The organism is Acinetobacter chengduensis, assembly GCF_003664645.1.
Lineage (GTDB): Bacteria > Pseudomonadota > Gammaproteobacteria > Pseudomonadales > Moraxellaceae > Acinetobacter > Acinetobacter chengduensis.
The window spans coordinates 51487-70576 of the sequence record NZ_RCHC01000019.1; the positions used below are offsets into that span (position 1 = coordinate 51487).

Annotated in this window: 22 protein-coding genes; 8 read left to right on the forward strand and 14 right to left on the reverse strand. The window is 40.7% G+C overall.

From position 1 onward, the window contains the following. Positions 1 to 107 precede the first annotated feature (107 nt). From D9K81_RS14805 to D9K81_RS18690, 13 genes are all read right to left on the reverse strand, one after another. A complete protein-coding gene (locus D9K81_RS14805) occupies positions 108 to 2360 on the reverse strand; it encodes a phage tail tip lysozyme (RefSeq protein WP_121523563.1) in 2253 nt (750 codons plus the stop codon). A gap of 885 nt (positions 2361 to 3245) precedes the next feature. Further along, positions 3246 to 3740, reverse strand: a complete 495-nt coding sequence (locus D9K81_RS14810) for a hypothetical protein (RefSeq protein WP_121523565.1) — start codon at positions 3738 to 3740, stop codon at positions 3246 to 3248. Between the two features lie 95 nt (positions 3741 to 3835). After that, complete coding sequence (locus D9K81_RS14815) at positions 3836 to 4180, reverse strand: hypothetical protein (protein WP_121523567.1); 345 nt, start codon at positions 4178 to 4180, stop codon at positions 3836 to 3838. Positions 4181 to 4447: 267 nt separating this feature from the next. After that, positions 4448 to 5323 (reverse strand): hypothetical protein, encoded by an 876-nt coding sequence (locus D9K81_RS14820; protein ID WP_121523569.1) that lies wholly within the window; start codon positions 5321 to 5323, stop codon positions 4448 to 4450. After that, entirely contained in the window at positions 5316 to 6080 is a 765-nt protein-coding gene (locus tag D9K81_RS14825) for a helix-turn-helix domain-containing protein (protein WP_121523571.1), read from the reverse strand. Before D9K81_RS14825 ends, D9K81_RS14820 begins: the two co-directional genes overlap by 8 nt. A gap of 71 nt (positions 6081 to 6151) precedes the next feature. Then, positions 6152 to 6718 carry a VRR-NUC domain-containing protein gene (locus tag D9K81_RS14830; protein WP_121523573.1) on the reverse strand — a complete coding sequence of 189 codons (567 nt, stop codon included), beginning with the start codon at positions 6716 to 6718 and terminating at the stop codon, positions 6152 to 6154. Continuing rightward, positions 6718 to 6930, reverse strand: a complete 213-nt coding sequence (locus D9K81_RS14835) for a hypothetical protein (protein WP_147433943.1) — start codon at positions 6928 to 6930, stop codon at positions 6718 to 6720. The genes D9K81_RS14830 and D9K81_RS14835 overlap by 1 nt, the downstream gene beginning before the upstream one ends. 121 nt (positions 6931 to 7051) lie before the next feature. Continuing rightward, positions 7052 to 7444, reverse strand: coding sequence for a hypothetical protein (locus D9K81_RS14840; protein ID WP_121523577.1), 393 nt, complete (start codon positions 7442 to 7444; stop codon positions 7052 to 7054). A 76-nt stretch (positions 7445 to 7520) separates the two neighbouring features. Then, complete coding sequence (locus D9K81_RS14845) at positions 7521 to 7793, reverse strand: hypothetical protein (RefSeq protein WP_121523579.1); 273 nt, start codon at positions 7791 to 7793, stop codon at positions 7521 to 7523. A 28-nt stretch (positions 7794 to 7821) separates the two neighbouring features. Further along, positions 7822 to 8250, reverse strand: coding sequence for a hypothetical protein (locus D9K81_RS14850; protein ID WP_121523581.1), 429 nt, complete (start codon positions 8248 to 8250; stop codon positions 7822 to 7824). Beyond that, a complete protein-coding gene (locus D9K81_RS14855) occupies positions 8247 to 8870 on the reverse strand; it encodes a hypothetical protein (protein ID WP_121523583.1) in 624 nt (207 codons plus the stop codon). Before D9K81_RS14855 ends, D9K81_RS14850 begins: the two co-directional genes overlap by 4 nt. Beyond that, positions 8870 to 9049, reverse strand: a complete 180-nt coding sequence (locus D9K81_RS14860) for a hypothetical protein (protein WP_121523585.1) — start codon at positions 9047 to 9049, stop codon at positions 8870 to 8872. Before D9K81_RS14860 ends, D9K81_RS14855 begins: the two co-directional genes overlap by 1 nt. Before the next feature lie 16 nt (positions 9050 to 9065). Further along, positions 9066 to 9479, reverse strand: a complete 414-nt coding sequence (locus D9K81_RS18690; protein WP_235831049.1) for a Cro/CI family transcriptional regulator — start codon at positions 9477 to 9479, stop codon at positions 9066 to 9068. Positions 9480 to 9646: 167 nt separating this feature from the next. Between D9K81_RS18690 and D9K81_RS14870 the strand changes: the two genes are divergently transcribed. The 4 genes from D9K81_RS14870 (at position 9647) to D9K81_RS14885 (ending at position 12786) form a co-directional block, all read left to right on the forward strand. After that, a complete protein-coding gene (locus tag D9K81_RS14870; protein WP_121523587.1) occupies positions 9647 to 10333 on the forward strand; it encodes an XRE family transcriptional regulator in 687 nt (228 codons plus the stop codon). Between the two features lie 301 nt (positions 10334 to 10634). Continuing rightward, complete coding sequence (locus D9K81_RS14875) at positions 10635 to 10892, forward strand: hypothetical protein (protein ID WP_121523589.1); 258 nt, start codon at positions 10635 to 10637, stop codon at positions 10890 to 10892. A gap of 84 nt (positions 10893 to 10976) precedes the next feature. Continuing rightward, entirely contained in the window at positions 10977 to 11960 is a 984-nt protein-coding gene (locus D9K81_RS14880; RefSeq protein ID WP_121523591.1) for an ERF family protein, read from the forward strand. Beyond that, the gene (locus tag D9K81_RS14885) at positions 11926 to 12786 is read left to right on the forward strand and encodes a 3'-5' exonuclease (protein ID WP_121523593.1); all 861 of its coding nucleotides are present in this window, start codon (positions 11926 to 11928) and stop codon (positions 12784 to 12786) included. Before D9K81_RS14880 ends, D9K81_RS14885 begins: the two co-directional genes overlap by 35 nt. 103 nt (positions 12787 to 12889) lie before the next feature. On the opposite strand, the gene D9K81_RS14890 is transcribed toward D9K81_RS14885, so the two are convergent. Next, a complete protein-coding gene (locus D9K81_RS14890; RefSeq protein WP_121523595.1) occupies positions 12890 to 14377 on the reverse strand; it encodes a replication initiation protein in 1488 nt (495 codons plus the stop codon). Between the two features lie 1155 nt (positions 14378 to 15532). Between D9K81_RS14890 and D9K81_RS14895 the strand changes: the two genes are divergently transcribed. From D9K81_RS14895 to D9K81_RS14910, 4 genes are all read left to right on the forward strand, one after another. Continuing rightward, positions 15533 to 16198: a ParA family protein gene (locus tag D9K81_RS14895; RefSeq protein ID WP_121523597.1), complete on the forward strand. Its 666-nt coding sequence runs from the start codon at positions 15533 to 15535 to the stop codon at positions 16196 to 16198. Between the two features lie 3 nt (positions 16199 to 16201). Then, complete coding sequence (locus D9K81_RS14900) at positions 16202 to 16576, forward strand: hypothetical protein (RefSeq protein ID WP_121523599.1); 375 nt, start codon at positions 16202 to 16204, stop codon at positions 16574 to 16576. A gap of 32 nt (positions 16577 to 16608) precedes the next feature. Continuing rightward, entirely contained in the window at positions 16609 to 17301 is a 693-nt protein-coding gene (locus tag D9K81_RS14905) for a recombinase family protein (protein WP_121523601.1), read from the forward strand. Between the two features lie 72 nt (positions 17302 to 17373). Beyond that, the gene (locus D9K81_RS14910) at positions 17374 to 18960 is read left to right on the forward strand and encodes a hypothetical protein (protein WP_121523603.1); all 1587 of its coding nucleotides are present in this window, start codon (positions 17374 to 17376) and stop codon (positions 18958 to 18960) included. The last annotated feature ends 130 nt before the right edge of the window (positions 18961 to 19090 follow it).

The window sequence follows — 19090 nt, forward strand, 5'->3', positions numbered from 1 at the left end:
CTTTTTCTTAGAAAAACCTATAGTTTTACGATTAAACGTTCATTTATTAATCTATACTTAATAAAAAACCCCGTTTTAATGGGGTTTTCTATCGGTTTATCTATTGGTTATACGATTTGTGCTCTCATGCCCAGTCCTCCTGTAATCGCATGTGCTATATCCCGGTCGGCTGGTACCTGCGAAATACTGCCGTTTCCAGCACTGGCCATCATTCCCGATTGTTCTGACTTGGTATCAGTACGGCGCGTTAAGTCTGGCTTTTCAACTGCCTCAACTTTTGTGGCTTTTGGATAGTTAGATACATATAAGGGCTTACTGGCTGTACGCGTGGATACCGCATTTACCGATACTATTTTGCCTTTTGGTGTTTTGGATGCCTGTTGGCCAACACCTTCAGTTTTCTTCTGAATACTTTTTAAATGACCACGGCGCCGTGCATCGTGTGCTTCCCATGGAAAAGCCAAACCGCTTTTTAACCGTTTCTGGCCATAAGCCCACCCAATGTAGTTTTTGCCAATCGTCTTAGAGTATTGCTCTGGATCTGCATCTGGGTTTTTCTCAAACATAGCCTTGGTTGGTGCATAAAGAGGATTGTTATCAATTTCCATCTTCATATATTCGGCTTGAGCGTCTAAAGCGGCCTGCCCGGGGATGATTCGACCATCCTTAAATACGCCTCTTTTGGTTAAATGATCTCGCAAGCCCTTTCCGCGTTCACCTTGCCAACTAATCATTCCTATGTTTGTTAAGTTATTCGCTCTGTCTGTATGTGTGCCATACAAGTGGTCGCTTGAGTACCCACCTTCACGCCCAATTTCCGCAGTCAATGCTTGAGCTTGAGACTTACTAAATTTAGCTTTAATAAGCGAGTTGTAGACAGCCGATTGATTGTAATCCGCCTCTTTGCTTAATCTTTCTTTGGATGTGCCACCGCTAGTATTGCTTAAGCCCTCGCCGTATCCGCCACCAGTGCCACCAGAATTGCCAGCACTGCCATTTCGGGAGTATCTGGCCAGCATCATACCGCCAAAACCAAAACCGCCCACTGACGCAATATTAGAGCCGATCTTGGTTGCACTATTCCAGCCATCCTTAACCATCTTGTTAATGCCATCAAGCGTAGTATTCCAGCTCTTAACAATTGTGCCTCCAATGTCCTGACCTTGGAGCCGTTCCGTCCAGCCTCCAATTTTTTGGCCGACAATATCGCCTACAGCCGAACCAATAGTCGCACCGGCTACGGCGCCCACTGGCCCAAGTGCTGAACCAACTAAACCGCCCAAGCCCATACCGGCCATTGAGCCAAGCCCTCCCCCTTTCTCCTTGGCATCCATATCAGCCCATTTCGATGCGAGTAACCCGCCACCCACCAAGGCCCCAATTAGAGGAAGTTTTCGCCCAGCCTTAAGGATCTTTTCAGCCCCACCAGTACGGCGTCCGCCTTTTTTGCCATCACGACCGGGTACCGGGGTAGGGGTATTACCTGGACCATTACGCCCGTTTTTACCATTACGCCCGGGTACTGAAATGCGGGAACCATCAAAAAGGCCACCAGCACGTGAACGCTGACGGTTTACGGCGTCAATTAACTTTCTAAATAGCTTGCGTGTTTCTGAGTTATTCCGCTCAACCTCTGTATTGTGGTTACGTTGTTCGCTGGGTAGTTCCTCATTTCGTTTGGGCTTGCCTTTTTTATACAGCCACATTGCACCACGGCCCATGAGCTTGAATGCACCCTTGGCCGGACTTAATAATGAGCCTAGTTCGCGAACGGCATCAATTGTAGGGTCAATGCTTGATGCATCCACACCCCCAACGCCTGCACTGAGATTCTTAAACGCTGAAGCAATAGCTTTTTCATTGGCCGTGCTGGCTGAGCTAACAAATCGCCCGCGTGCATCGCGTTCACTGGACGCCGTACTACTGTCAGTTTGCTTTGTCTTCGGGATAGCACCACGATTAGCATTACCGCCCGCCCCTGCCTTGTCTGCCTCTTGTATGACTGTAGTTTTTGTGGTGGCTTTGGTTGCTCTGTTTGGCACACCAGTGGCCACCGCACTGCCCTGCCCAGTCGCCGGGGGTGAACCCGCCCCTGTTTGCCGGGTCGGTTTAATTTTGTCTGATAAATTTACAGTAACGTTAACAGTCGGCTTGGTTTTGATTGCTGAAGTAATAGCATCGCTTAACTTGTTGGTCTGGAACCTCTGCCGTGCATTTTGATTAGACAGCTCAATTAGCTGTGACTTAAGAAGCGCTAATATTTCCGCTGTATCAGAATGAACATTATCCAGCCCTTTACGCAGTTCGACTAATCGGCGTTCACCGACTAAAAACCCCTGTGCATCTGTTTGAATTGCCATATCGGCACCCTTGTTAATATGTATGCAAGCAGTTTAAGCAGGCGCCGTATGCGTTTTTATATTTGTTCCAGCCAAAAAAAAGCAGTAAGTGATGTATTACTTACTGCCTATCTTAATGCCGACAACAGATAGGCAATTGACTGTGCTCCTACCTGCTGACGGCGTGAATATAATATAAATGAGTAATTGTGTAAATGCGCAATTGAGCAAATGAAAAATTAAGCATTAAAAAACCGGAGGCCTTTGGAGCTCTCCGGTTTTCGCGTTTATTATCAACATTTTCAAAATTTCAAAAAACTTTTTAAGGCTTCGATCAAAAAAACATTAATTCTCTCAATCATTTATTTATGTACTACAAAAACGCGGTATTTAAATTATTTATAGCCAATTGCACTGTGAATGCCTGTACTACGCGAAGCAATATACAACAATCCGTTAAATGTGTAAATGCGCAAATAAAAAAATCCGGGCAGTGTTTGCTCTACCCGGATTCTCTCGCAAAGAAGTTAATGCCACTGTCCACAACAGCACAAACTCATGATTAATTTCTATTAAACTTGTTAGGTTGACCTACTCGCATCGAATGTACTTTGCATAACAGCCAGATGCGCTGTGAACGCCTGTGCTGTGAGCGAACTATATAATAATCTTATTAATGTGTAAATGCGCAATTTAACAATTAAGCAATAAAAAAACCGAAGGCCTTTGGAGCTCTCCGGTTTAGTTGGGCTAAGTAACAGACTCTCTGTTATCGGTGATCCGTTAAACACCAGAGACAACCCTGTGTATATGATTCAAGTCTCTCACCGAAGACGTTTTGAGCGCCACCGGTTCCTAGTGAGCACAATATATCCCATACACTTAAATGTGTAAATGCGCATTTACTCAATCAATTGCATTTTTAAAGTGCCAATCTTTTAAGTTAGCCATACCCAGTGCTGTTGCCTGCTCGATAGCATCTTCCATACTCATGGCCAATATTGCAGTTTCACTATATGAAGACCAGCTAGACCCACACCCAGCCACGTTGCCATCTTCATCCAGATTAACTGAATAAATGCTTTTGCATACTTTTAGCCCTACAAAAAAAGGGTAGTCGCAATCATGTTTTAAATCGATTGCCAATTCCTGTAAAAATCCAGCCTCATCGCGTGAGCTACACTCTTGAAAACTTTTATATACAGCTTCCATTGCAGGCCAGCTTTCACTTAAGCGGGAAATATCACTACTATGTGCATATCTCAAAAATTCACCGATCCACTCCGGCACATGACTACTATCCAAAGCCGGCAGATAAGAAATGCTACCGATAGCTACCCCAGACAAGTCCAGTGCATCCACTTTATCTTGTAATGCTTCATTTTCTTTTAAATAACCCACAATCCAAACCTCAACTTATATTAAATATGTTTTGCACAATACAGATACGGCGCATAAAAAGCCGGGCTATGATCCCGGCTTTTTTAAGTGAACTCTTATGCTACTTCGTTATGTTGCAAGGAGTCCAGTGCTAACTGCAATGAGCGAATCGCTAACGCTCGTTGCTCTGTATATTCAGCATCTAAAAGCATCTTATTTCTGTGTATCAACATTTCAATAAGTATTGCGTCTGTAATGCCATCACCTGCGCCATGTTCACCCTCAAATTCCACGTCTACGGGCTCTCTGTCGCCAATTACTACCATGTAAGATTGTCCTGAAGGAATTTTCTCAACTCCGTTTTCAGTAACAATTTGCGTATTCTTATATACAAACGAATCGCCCTCACGCAAAACCAGCTCGCCCTTAACATCGCCGCGCTGGCTGTAGATATCAAACATAAAGTGCTTATTCCTTGGATTGCTTCTATCTTGTGATCTTGTGATTCATCACTTAATTAGAAAGTTTTCTTAGATTTGCAGTACACACAAATTAGCAAAATTTTACATGATTTTACTTAGTTTTATGAGTTAACAATCACCAAAATTAGTTTAAATATGTTACACGTTGCATTACTGTACAGAATTACCCATACAATCAATTAAGTACAAATATCATGTTAAATTTACTTAACATTTTTTTGTTAACGACATTTAACGCTGTATATTTCACCCGTCTTCCACGTCCTGATCCCCGTCTTCATCATCGTCAAACTGCTCACTTTCAAGTTCTTCTTTTCTGGCCTGCTCAGCCATTTCGTTTAGCACTTGCTGTTCAAATTCACCCGCCTCAATCCAGCCGATACGCTTCTCAATGTCTGCATACTGCTTGTCTAACGCACTACGCGCATTATCAAAGATTGTGTCATCTTGAATAGCACTTACACGATCCGCCGTATCACTATCACGCGTATCGTCAATGTTGATCCCAAATAAAGCAAAATCCATCTGCATCAGATTTTTTGCAGTTCTACTAAACACTTCTATCTTATCAACTACTGTTTCAAGCAAGCCAAATTTGCGCCGTGCGGCGTCCATTTGTTCTTCTGTTTGGTTGTCTGCTAGTACAGCCTCTTTGGCCTCATACATCCAATCCATACTGCCATCAAGTAGCTGTCCTATTTTACCCGTACGCTGTCGATGCTCCTTTAACACGTCTATAGTTTTTCTATTTCTATAGGCTATATTATTTAGGGCCTCAAATTCAAAGCCGTGTATGCCGGTTGCCGGTAGAAACTTACTATTAGTGCCGGTATGTGTATCAGATATATCTGATTGTAATTGCTCAAATTCTTTTGTTAGTTCATCAAACAACCGGCACTTAACGGCATCAAGTGAACCGTCCGCCAAGCGGCAGTAATCCCGCACGTTCTTAGTCCAGTTTTCCGATTTACACTTTTTCCGTACAGAATCGGGGGAGGGTGTCTTTTTTTTGGTTAGTTCAGATACGGCGGCGCATAGCTCTTTGAATGTTATTTCAGGTACGGCGCACCAGATCGCTTTAAGAAAAAACCAAATTTTAGGGTCAAACTTTAGCTTAGACATTATCCCCTCGACCAGTCTCTAGGTCGGTGTCAAGGCCCAACGGCTGATCATTCCATTCGCCGTCCTCAACATTGATATCGGTGCCTATTGGTCGGTACTCTTTGACCTCTGGTGGATGATCCATTTTTAAAGCGTGGTCAGTCATAAACTCGCTGACGATCAAACTATCCGTTTTGTTAATGTGATCCAGAATAGATAGCTCTAAGATTCGACTATGACGAGCAATCATGCTTTCAATTGTTCTGCATGAGTTCTCAACCTGATTACACAAATCGATATATTGATTTCGCACTTCCAGCTCATTAAAAACTTCGGCCGGCAGGTTTTTTCGTAAAAAATAGATCAGTTCAAGCGATTGATCTTTTAGTGTTACTGCTTCCATGCGTGGCATGACAGAAACTTGCTTGGCCATCAACAAGCCGATTCGATCAACTGTATCGATAGCAATTTCCCGCAGGCCTTGGGTAATCTGCCCCGCTCTGGAGCTTTCTATATCACGCTCAATATCACTTGATAGGCCAAAAATAAAATCGAGACTTACACCATACAAAATGGCTAAACGAACCAAGATATACGGCGATGGCATACGCATACCGCCTTCAATTTCGCTAATTCTGTTTTTTCTGTCTTGAACACCCCAAACCTTCAGCATTACCTGCTTAAGTGACAGACGTGCCACCATTTGCCGGGCTATCTTCAGATTTCTGCCAATAGTTATCTGAAGTTCCTCATCACGCTTTTGTCTGTTTTGAGCCACACAACACCTTTAAATACAATATCTTAAAACTTTACACATTTGTTAAATTATACATTTGAGCAAATGTGTATTTACTCATTTAATCTTAAACCCAAGTAATTGCTAATCAGTGATATAGCCCCTTGCTCACTAAAACACACTTCTACGCGATAGCCTTCCTCAATGAGCATAGGGTGATATTGGCGCTGTATATCTGTCACTGTGCCTTTCGCTGATTTCAATTCAATAAACAAGCCCTTGAATGGAGAAACACCAACAATTAGAAATAAGTCGGGGAATCCGGCTTTAGTTCCCATTGCCTTAAATCGACCTGCTTCTGACTTACTACGCTTCCCGCCGTTCGGTGAGTGATGCAGATATTCATTTAAAGTCGTGTTTTTCCATTTAACTGTTTTTGCCCAGTCAATGACACGCATCTGGATTTCATCTTCTGAAGGGCCTTGGCCAAGGGCTATGCGTTCGCGTTCCTTTGGAGACATACGGCGAGGCTTTTCCAATGCTAAACCGATGCTTGAAATAGGGGTTTTACCTCGACTTAGGCTATTGGCTGGCTTCACCCCTTTGTTTTTATTTTTAGACTGCAACAGTTCCTCTAAGGATGCTGGGCGCACCCCTTTACCACGCTTCTTTAAGCTCATTATTCTTTATCCTTTTGGTCTTCCACGTTCTGCGTATTGATCAATCGAATTTCCATCTTATGCATGTCTTGCTCAACTACAGTCAATCGATCTTCAATACGCGCAGCGATACGCACATCCAGCTCTAACAATTTCGATTCTAATTTAGTAATTTCTCGTTTATGCATGCGGTGTTGTGTATATAGACAAGCCACTAAGACAGCCGTTCCCACTAAAATTTCATACATTGCTATTTCAACAGCTATAAAAAAAACCAAGTGCGAGTTTAGATGCGCCTTGGTTTTTTGTGTTTCGACCGATTGAGCCTATCGGGCTGTTTTTTAATCAAACAGTTTAATTCGCTTTATTTGTGTATGTTTTCGCATGATCCATATATATCAGTTCTGCAATATCGGACGCACAAACAACTTTAGACAACTTGCCGTCTGTGGCCACCAGATAAAAGTGCTCACCTATAGTCGCAATATATTTACCGCTTTTCATACTATAGGCATCGGCACCTACTGGTGCGAAAGACACAATCTCATTTAATTTTGAACTGCTAACCAACAACGATGCTTTTGCTTGGCTACGAATACGGCGCAAAATGCTCAGTGATAAATAACCATCAACAACAGCACAACCCATTCGTACAAACTTATTGTTTTCGATATGCCAATGAGTCGTACTCAATGGTGCCAAATCTAAAACCCGATCAAAACTACCCATCATTTCTACATAATCCATTCTTTTCACTCATTTGAGCAATTACTCATTAAAAAAAACCGGGATTAACCCGGCTTATATCTGCATAGGTAGGTTATTAGCCTTGTAACGCGCTTTCGATCTTGCTTACTGGGATAAACATGCTTGTGTCATCTAGCTCAGTGTTATATCGCGCCGATGTGCGCCACTTGTCTATCTGCAAGCAATAGACAGACGCATTTTTGCGTTTATCCATAGATTTGCGGTAATAGAGGCGGATTTCTGGCATATAAAAAACTTCTAAATCAGATGCAGGTTTATTACTGATCACTTTTTTAGCCTCGGCTTTGGTTAGTCCAAGCTGACTTAAGGCATACTCTTTATTACTCATTTACACATTTACTCATTTGTTAAATTACTCATTTAGCCTTAAAGCTACGAATCGTCACATTGATTTCAACCGGGTGTAAGTTCAATCTATCCAGCTCTGGCCCAAGTGCTTCTTTAAAGTGCTTTGACACAGTAATCATAGACAACCCAAGCGAACATACTTCTTTTATTTCAAAAGATACAATATGTGGCTCCAATACAGACTCCCCAGTATCACGATCAACAGCCGTTGTTTCAAAAGTAATACGCCAAGAGCTTAATACTTTGCGACCCGTTAACAGGTAACTTAAGCCGTTTCCCTTATATGCTTGTCTATACAAAGCATCGGATCTATTTACAGGCATATTGGCCAAAGCATTACCGGCACAACTATTATTACGCATTTTCATTAAGCGGTTAGTCTTAATCATTTCATAGCGCAATTCGATTTGAGTATTTTTGCCTTTACTGCTAGTCATTGGCCAGCCCGTTCCACTGGCAAAATTCGTCTGACTTGAGCCCGGCGTGTTTCACTGTATGAAATAGCATATTCATTTGAACCGCGAAAAATCAGGTCACGGAACCACGCACACAAATAAGAGTAATCCACTTCACCAATATGCACTGACAAGTGATAAAGCGAGACTTCACCTTCACCTATTACGGCGTCAATTTGACGCTTAATTTTTTTAGGTAAACGCTTCTGACAATTCAGGCTATAAAGAATCGAATTACCCACCGGGCAAAAACTATAAGTTACCGCACCAGATAAAATTAATTCTTCCATTACTTCCATACGCATTTTTGCAGGCACAGAAAAGAAATTATGTAACTCGCTCATATAGCGTGGGCCATCAATCAATAATTCAAGCAACAAACGCTTAAAGCCTTCATGATTAATAACCATAGGGGAGAATCCAAAACGCGATATATACGCATGATAAATCTCTGGGATGCGCCAAAGATCCAACTTGATGTATTCAAAAATACGGGCTGGCAATAAAGCTTCAATTCCCCGTTCCCAGTATCCCTGCATTTGAGCACGTGTAATCTGCTTATCACGCGCCGATACAATCGAAACAAACAATTCTTTAGTCATTAAGCACACTCAGCTAAAGCTTGATAAACACATTCAATGGCTAAATCTGATATAGCTGTGCAACCAGTGCTCATATCAAGCACTTGATTTTCTTTTAGCCCAGTAAAAGCCACTAGCTTATGAATACCAATTGTCATAAGAACTTTGATTAAAAATTCACGGCGCAATAAATCTGACATGAACGATTCCCTGCATTTATTTTAAGTGACTGAAATCGGAAGGATGAAATCTCCCCCCGGTGATTTGCTCTAGCTTTTCAGCTTTTGATAACGAAATACGGCCGCCGCTCTTTAACCATGTATGCACAGTGAATTGAGAAACGCCCAGAGCTTTAGCTGTTAGGTTTTGATTACCAAAATGCGCAAGCACTTCTATATAAATGCGCTCACACTCCAACTCATAACCAATCAGGCTTTTAAGTGAGAACTCAGGCATTTTTGCGTTAATACAAAGTGCATACGATAAGCCCATCGCACTGCCCGCAAGCCATTTGTAGACAATGCTTAGACTCCATCCGAACAACTCCACAACTGCGGCCGGGCCACCCAGCGAATCGATAGCGTTTTTGTATGTGTTAGTAAAAGTCACTGCCATTTTATCGGTTTCCATTAAAATACCTATAGATTTATAGCTTTATTATAGGTATATATGGGTTTTGCACAATAGTAAATGCCGATAATTTATTTTTAAAAGCTATATTTACAATGTAAACTTATAGGTATGTACCAATGACCGGCCGTTACCGATCACTTAATAATAGAAATATAGGTAAATCAATGAATCAACAACATGAGATCTATCCGCAACTACTAACTTTCACAGAGAGGTTAAATTACGCATTTAGTAATCAACCCCTATCTCAGTCGAAAGTTGCTTTAGAAGTATCTAAAGAAGTTAAATTTTCTCAGCCGACCCTTAGTGATTTATTACAAGGCAAGATCAAGTCAACAAAACGCGCAGAAACATTGGCCAAAGTTTTGAACACAGACTATCAGTGGCTTGTTACTGGTATCGCAAGTACAGAACAAACGGATGCAACGTCACTTGTAAACGTCCCTCTACTAGAGGACTTTGAAACTTACGTTAATATTAAGCCACGTGTTTTAATAAAAAAGCCTGCACCCCACGTCCAGCTTGATATACGCGCTTTAAGCAAACGTGAAGTCAACTTCTTTAATGCGCGTTATATCCCTATGCCAGATAAGGGCCTTGGCAACTTAATCAACGAAGATAGCCCGGTATTTTTTGATAAATCCCATACGCTAATTGAAGATGGCCTTAGCTATGTAATTGCTCACGGCGGAATTATTCAAGTTCGCCAGCTATACAACATGCCAATGGGTAGTATTCGAGTTAATGCGTTAGATGATCAATATGAAAGCTTTGTATTAGACATAAACAAACAAGAAGAACAGCTTTTTCAAGTGCTAGGCATGGTCTTTGCCGTACTAAATTACTATTAATAAGAATAATTACTTAAAAACACTTTTTAAATTTAACCCATATTTCATGTATGGGTTTTTTTCAAACAATTGGGTTTAAATACGTCATGTTGTGACGTAAAGCGTCACAATTATCTAAATCATTTACCGTTTAAAGGTTTTTATTATCAAAAATCATTTTTAATGATGATACCCACTTTTTTGGTATGTTTTTTACGCAAATAAATAAATGACAAAACCTATAGTTTTACGATAGTTTTTATTGCTTTTATAAAATTACACCTATAGAATTACAGTAATCTATAAAAACGGCGGTATTAAGATGAAATCTAATTACATTATTCAGGGTACGGCGAACCAAGTTGCAGATACTAAAACAGTAAATGCTTTTGAGAAAACTATTCGCTTCATTCTTAAAGCATGCTTCGGTGCTGGGATCACCTCACTCATTGCAGTTCTACTTGTTGTTATGTGTATCGGCTTTCAAGAAATGCCGAACCGCTATGCTACAGCTGTTGCTCAATTTGAAAAGCATCAAGCACTTAACGAAAAATTTAAAGCCAATTCTTTAAATGAGTAAATGCGCAATTTATCATTTACTCAAATGAGTAAATGCGCAAACAAGTAACCAACAAATATATTAATTTAAAAGGGAGTCCACCCCATGACATCAACCAACAACGCGCCTCACATCCTTAAAGCATTGTCAGCTATGCAAATGGAAATCAGCGAAACTGGGCTTGCTAAAGATCTACCTGCTATCGATAAATCAGGGAAGGAACTATACAAAGCACGTGGCATTGACGCCGTATACAATCTTTTAAGCCCTTTATTTGGCAAGCATGGAATTGTTCTTGGTGTTAATTGCTTAAAGAAAGAGCGTGAAGCTGTACAAACTAAGTTCAGCATTCAGTATCAAACATTCTTAACTGTTGAATATACATTTAGCTCATGCGAGGACGGATCTAAACATAGTATTACGGTATTCGGTGAAGCATCCGACCACGGCGACAAAGGAACGGCCAAAGCACTATCTATGGCGTTCAAGTGTGCATGCTTTCAAATTTTCTGTATCCCTGTTTGTGATGATCCAGACTCAACTGTACACGACAAAATCAGTAATACTGACTATACGAACAGTAAACAAAATATGCGTCATTCAATTGTACGCACAGATAACCAAGCAAAAATTACCCGGGATCAAGAACAACATTTAGGTGGCTTGCTTCACCAATCTGGGCAAAACATTGCCGACCTGCTTCAACACTTCAATGTACAAAAGCTGGGGGATTTTACTATCCCTATGTATGAAGCAACCTTGCAAGGGCTTGCCGAAGCTGGGATCACGCAACAAGCAGAACCACGGATCACACAACAACAAGTCGGAATACTTGAAAACGCTTTTAAACAAGGTGGCTGGAATCCTAGAAAGTTATTAGCTAAACACAGCGTTAATAGCTTAAATGAACTACCTGCAAGTGCTTTTGAATCGACTATGAACAGCATTAGCAAATTTCTCCAAGAGCAACAAGTGATCAATCAGCAACCACACCACAACCAGCAGGGAATGAATAATAACCAGCAATCACAGCAACAAAGCAGACGCCAGCAAAATGGTAATTACCAACGAAACGGCAATTATTCTTGATACAGAAACGCACGCACTGGAAGGACGTGCAATTGAAATCGCATACATTCCGCTGGCCTTGGCCGGCGGAAAAGCAAAAATATATCTGAATAGTGCATTCAACCAACTCTATAACCCACTTGAACCAATTGATATTACGGCGATGGCCGTGCACCACATCCTGGACCAAGACGTATGCAATCAACCTGCATATACCGAATTTCAGCTAGGGGAGGGGGCCGAATATATTATTGGCCATAATATTGATTACGATATTCGGGTGCTAAAACGTGGCGGTATTCAGCAAGCACTTAAGCCTATCTGCACTTTAGCCCTAGCACGGCGTTATTTACCACAAGCACCAGCGCACAGCATAAGCGTGCTTTCGTATTTTCTGGCCAAGGATAAGCCAAGGGTACGCCAAGCACTCAAAAGTGCTCACAGCGCGATTACAGACGTCCAGCTGACGGCATCCCTATTCAATCATTTGTTGGCCATCATCCCCAAAGAATTTAAAAACAGTATGCAAGCACTCTACGAGCATTCATTGCACTGTCGTATTCCTACCCGCATGCCATTTGGTGAGCACAAGGGTAAAAAAATCGAATTGGTACCTGATAGCTACAAGCAATGGCTTATGAAAAAGCGTTGCGATGATGTGTACCTACAATTTGCCCTTGAGCTTGATGAAGCCAGTCACGCCCGCCGTGTATTTGAAAATAAGTATTCGATCATACCCGGCACGCATTCAGATTATGAATTTATCGGCTCACGTACACCAGTAAGCACAAACAATCAAATAGACCTTTTTGAGCGTCTACTTCAGAAATCACTTGAACTTAAATAATCCTAGATGATTGAAATAGACGTTTTACCTTAATTCAAAACCCTATTTATGGCCAAAAAAAACCCCAGATTTTGAATGCTCTGGGGTTTTATTTTTGGATGGCTTAAACCTGTCTAAAGCTAAAATAATCATCCAAGTCTGGGATCTTCTGAAGATCACCTGAAAGTAATGTTTTTAAATATTGGTTAATAGCTACCGGGTTGCCCTCACCTTGTGGTGCATAACGAGAGCGGAACTCTAAATTATTCAGCACTTGATTTAACTGACTGTCTGTTAAATGAATGTGTGAGTGCTTACGAACACGGCGGTTATCTTCATGTGTCGCACTACTTGCTTTCACTTGGCCACGGCGAACATTTTTAGCAATTTTTTGGTTAATCACATTTTTGGCCACTTCAAGGCCCAGACGCTCATCACGTTTTGAGTATTTCTCAAATTCATCTGTTAAGCGGAGCAAGTCCTCTGGGATGGTTTCCATTCCGATAATCTGGAAATTATTTGTATTAAGGTGCTGTAATAAAACTTCATAGTTCCAGCTCCCATCCTCATTTGGCCACAATTGCAAACAACCGTTTAAACGTACGAGGCCACACGGGCGTTCTGACTCATCACGCAGATAACTTTCTTGTGCCGGAGCTTGTGCCGGAGCTTGTACCGGAGCTGAGCGTGCGAATAACCCCTCATTGGTACCCAAACCATTTAAAAAGTCATCGTTGTCATCATTCTGTACCGGGGAAGGCGTGGCCTTTTTTTTCTTTTTTGCTGGCTTGGTTTCTGGCACGTCAGTAATAGCTGATTTGTGATTTTGTGGAAGCCATTGCTGTTTTTTAATTTTAACTGTCATCGTATAGGATTTAACGTGACGTCCCTTTGATCCAACGTTAGCAGCATAGTTCGGCTCGAACGCCATTGTTAAGTCGGTTTCATTGTTAATTTTGTCGAGTGAAGCATTCAGCATTCGGCCAAAGTTACTGGCCGTCTTAAATTGATTCTCATCCATCACACCTAAACGATGGCGCAAATCCTCTTTAGAAAATACGGCAACACCAACCGCTTTCCATGCAACACCCAGTTCATACATTCGGAAGTCATAAGAGGTTTTTAACTTAATCAAGTTCCGTATTTCATACCCGGCGAAGTTCCCATCTAAATGGATCAAGAAGGGAATAATTTGCGGAGAAAAACACAACTGCACTAAGCCCAGAGATTCAACATAGCTACACTGCGAAGTCCAACGCAAATCGTTTAAGCGTTCTGCTTTAACCATTTTCTTACGGCCGTCTGTCGCTTCCTCATAAGTATCGACCCAATTAATACGGCGTTCATGCAGGCTCTTTGCAGCACTATCTAAAGTCTGGTAAGCATTCTGACGGCTAGTATTAAATAAATCAGCATACATATTCGCATGCAAAGTTACCGGAACTGTCGAGCTAAATTCTGCTCTGTCGCCATTGCGGCGCAATACGATGATTGCCATAGCAACCAATCTTAGCTCGGTAATATCTAAACAGTATGCCGATTGCATAAAGCCAAGATCTTTTACGACCAGTTCTGAGCCCGTAAATCGAAAATTAGCTGGCTTTACTTCCATTTGTGTGAATCCTAGAGGGTGTGCCTATGATTCAAATATAGAGAACAATGAAAACTTATGCAATACCTTTAGAAATATAGTTACTCAATAAGTAAACAAACGTAAATACACATAGTATCTATAGGTTTTTACATTAAGCAGGTAAATTAATTGATTTTCACAAGGGTATTCACGACCTAAACAGATGAAAACCTTTAGGTTAATAGTAAATTAGTGAATAATTTATAGTCAAATATCGGTATTTTTATAGAAAGTCGATTAAAAAATAACTGCGTGTAAATGAGCGGAGTTTTTAATAATCGCACAATAGCCATAAATCATTGATAATTAATATATTTATTTATAAATACGGCGCCGTGTAAATGAGCGGAGTTTTTAATAAAATTGCTGATTTTTTAATTCGTGTAAATGAGTGGAGTTTTTAACCCAGCAAACAACAGTATAAGCTATTGTTTTTAATAGAATTAATATGTTTAAAAACTTCATGTAAATGAGTGGAGTTTTTAATAGTTAAGAGCCAAATATAAAACATTAAAAAATATAACTAAATTGTTAAAAAAATATCTTTAAATTTAAGCCATGATCTTTTAATAATTTTGTGATTCAAACACCGTGTAAATGAGCGGAGTTTTTAATAACCTATAGTTTTTTTATTTACTTTTAAAATCAATGCTATAGAGTGTTTTTTCTAAATATGATTAAAATATAGTCGTGTAAATGGATTGATTCACCGATGTAAATGGATTGATTCACCGATGTAAATGAGTGGATTCACAGAAGTGCCTCAAAGCCTTATGTGGCAAGGCATACAGAGGGGCTTAATAAACATATATAATAAACATACTTAATAAAGAAAAAAGGCGTAGCCTTTTTTTAAAAGCATTTTTTAAATTTTATTTTTTTTATTTATCTATCTTGTATCAAAAGCAGTATAAGCATTCAATTCCTATTCGTATCACTAAAAAACAAAAGAAAAAGCAATCACAATGCTAATCAACCTGTAGAACAAAAAACAAAAACCAGCTAAATAGCCTAAGTCTGCGTATTTTTTAAACATTTAATTATAATTTTATAGGTTTCCTGTATTGCTTATTCCCGTTTAACCTATAGAATTACAGTGAACGTGAGTAAATGCGCAAATGAGTAAATGAATAAATGAGCAAAAAGAAAAATACAAAAGTTATAACGCTTGCACAGATTAAGGGCGGATGCGGTAAAACGACTATCTCTGCTCACATTATCGGAGCATTACTAAAAGCGGGGAAAACTGTTGCTGCTATTGATGCCGATAGTCCACAATTTTCACTTTCAGATTGGTTCGATACTGGTTACGAAAAACAAAACCTTCAGCTGGCTACAGCAGTTAGGGCTGAAGATCTAATGGCCGTTATAGAACATTTTGACGGGAAAGTAGATTTTATTGTTACTGACTTAGCACCACGTCTAGCCGATATGACACGTGTGGGCGTTGCTGTAAGTGATCTGGTTATCATCCCAGTAAACACAGATTTAATTGAAATTCGAGCGTTACGTTTAACACTTGAATTAATGGATGAGGCAAAAGAAAAAATACCTGATCTTAATTACTTTGTAATGACTAATAAATTTCAATCCCACAATGACAACCATCAAGTCATGCGCCAAGGCATTGCGGATCAATACGGATGCCCAATGCTAGAAAGTAGCTTAGGCATGCGTAAAGCGTACCCGGATGCAGTCGGCGCCGGTGTAACAATTCATGATATCTCGCCAAAAGTGGTAAAGGCGGTTGATGAAATGAACACATTACTTGATGAAATATTTTCAAAACTGAAAGGCTAGGCAATGAACACACAACAGAAAAATACTAAAAAAGTGGCTCCCAATTTTGGCGAACGCCAACAGCGGGCAAGAACGTTAATTACTGGTAAGGGCGAAGACTTTAACGCGACACCTGTAATCACTCCACAAGCTCAAGCGGCTTTTGAGCGTAAACGTAAAAACTTTAAAAACTTTATGGAATTTCACAAAATCCATGACGTTGATGATTTAGAGCTAAAACGCCTAAATTGCGAGATCCCCAAAGAACTGCACACTTGGCTTAACGTTTATTCACGTTCTAATGTAAGTGATTATGGATCAATGACAGAAATCGTTATCGATTTGCTGAATAAATTTGCTCATGAGCAAGGCTTTTCAATGAAATTAGATAAAGATTAAAAACCAACTATTACCGACCCGGGAGCAAGCCAATGCCTAAAGCGATTGGTTATGTCCGTGTTTCGACTGATAAGCAGGTAGAGGAAGGTATTTCGCTTGACGCACAGATAGCTAAAATCGAAGCATGGGCATCACTCAACGATTATGAGCTGGTGCATGTGTATAGCGATGAAGGCATCAGCGGATCGTCATTAAGCAAGCGTGATGGCATGATGCAGGCACTAAGCAAAGTCAAAAAAGGCATGGCCTTTGTTTGTTACAGCTTAAGCCGTATCAGCCGTGATACCGTTGATACTATTCAAATCAGCAGGCGGATAGAACATGCAGGCGCAGATTTAGTAAGCCTTAGTGAGAAGATCGACACTACTGGCGCCAGTGGGAAAATGATTTTTAACATGCTGGCCGTCTTAAATCAGTTTGAACGCGACCAAACCGCAGAACGCACCAAGTTGGCCATGCAGTTCAAAAAGTCTCGCAATCAAGCATACAGCCCTACACCTTACGGCTACGATAGAGTGGATGACACTTTGGTAATTAATATTGCCGAAGCACTCACTATCCTACGCATCAGGAATCTATTTGAAAGCGGTAAGAGTTACGGCGCTATTGCGCGAATTTTGAATGATAGCAATATACCAACAAAGCTAAATAAGCTTTGGAGATCCAATACAGTGTTTTATCTGTTAAAGCGTTCTAATGTGTCCAGTGACTCATTGGAATCTTAAGCTGGAACGTTTTTAAATGAGCTAGTTGCCGTGCGGGAGAATGTTGCTATCTCTACACACGGTACAGTTTAAATGATCGTTGATAATGTTCTTAAAGGCCAGTCTGGCATTCAATACTTACAGTCCAAACAGCAAAAAGATGAGGATGAAATAGAGGGATTAAACACGTGCTTATTTGTAGGTAGTTTCAAGCGTGGCCCATTTAATAAGCCCTTCAAAGTTACCAAAACCACAATGGACGCTATTCTGGGAAAGGATTTTAAAAATCGGGATTACATTGCCCTGCAAGATGCATTCGAGATTGGTGCAACAGAAATGTGGGTAATGCGGATCGAAGCACCAATACCAGAGCCAATACCAGAGCCAGAGCCAGAGCCAGAGCCAGAGCCAGAGCCAGAGCCGGAACCAGAGCCGGAACCAGAGCCAGAGCCAGAACCAGAACCTGGACCAGATGAGCCGAACTCCCAAGGCGACTACGAAATAAAAGAATTTGACTATGCTGTCATTCGCTATATCTGGACAAGTGAAGGAGGACGCGATTTAGACACACGGACTCAAATCATAAACCCGCCACGTTATCAGCCGGTCGGCTGGTCAAAATTACAGACGGATGAAGGCCTCTTAACATGGGGCGGAGATAATACTGCCGATGGCGTTGAAGCAGTTTTGATCGACATGAAAGCACTTAAAGCCATGTATCCAGAGCAATCAATTTTTGACATAGAATTTAAAGCATTCTGGTATGGCCAGATTGTAACTGGTCAATTACAGCTGGCAGTAGACACATATTTGGGCGGTACCATGGTTGCAGATGGGTATAACTATGCAAATATTGAAGGCAAAGTGATCCAACGCTTTATTTTAGATGCCCATTCAGCCAGCTCTGATAGAGAAGGCCTTCGACTTGCTCATTTGATTCTCAATACAGCCCGTGGCACTGGACTACTGACGAAAAGCGAAGGAATCCCCGCTGTTGACTGGAAAGTAGATAAAACTGTCCTTGTGACTGAAACTACAGCAAGTTACAGCGCCGTACTTGATAACAATGTTCACTACTCAACAAGTACAGCAAGCATTGACTTAACCCCTGCTCTTTTAAAGTCATTCAATGATGCAGATATGCAGCAATGGCAAGGCTATAAAGATGCCCTTACTATCGCGGTGGATAGAACAAAATTTAATATCGTTACAGATCAGATATCCGGACAAATTTTTGTTGTGGATAAAAACGAACCAAGCCAATACCAATATTATTGGGCGGTGGCAAATTCGGGCGCAACTGGCAATTGGTCGTCATTTATCGGCCATGAAGATGCTTGCCGGAAATATGTCAATACTTTCTCGGGCTTCATTTATAGATCTTCAACTGACTCTAGCTGTTATGGGAATTTTGATGCGCCTCCAATGCATAAAGGTTTAAACCCAAGCTATAGATCTGATTGGATGACCACTGTAGCTAAAGTCACTATTGCACCGGAATCAATCGCCAATGCACTAATCGCGAATTTAGGCGCATCAAGCCAAGGCGTTGCACTTATGGCTGAAGCATATTTAGAAGCAGTCGCAAAAAGTATTTTTTCTGAGGATGTGACAAAGCAATTTGTCAAATTAGAAGACTTAACGCCAATTTTTGAACAGAATAAAATATTAGAAATTTAGGCTTAATTATTCACTTTAGGGCGATTTTATTCAAAAAATCGCCCTTTTTATTTATTTTCATTAATGGAACGAAAAAAAAAGGCCTTTCCCCCAGTGCTTAAAATTATTTTTTATTTTTGAGAACAGAGAA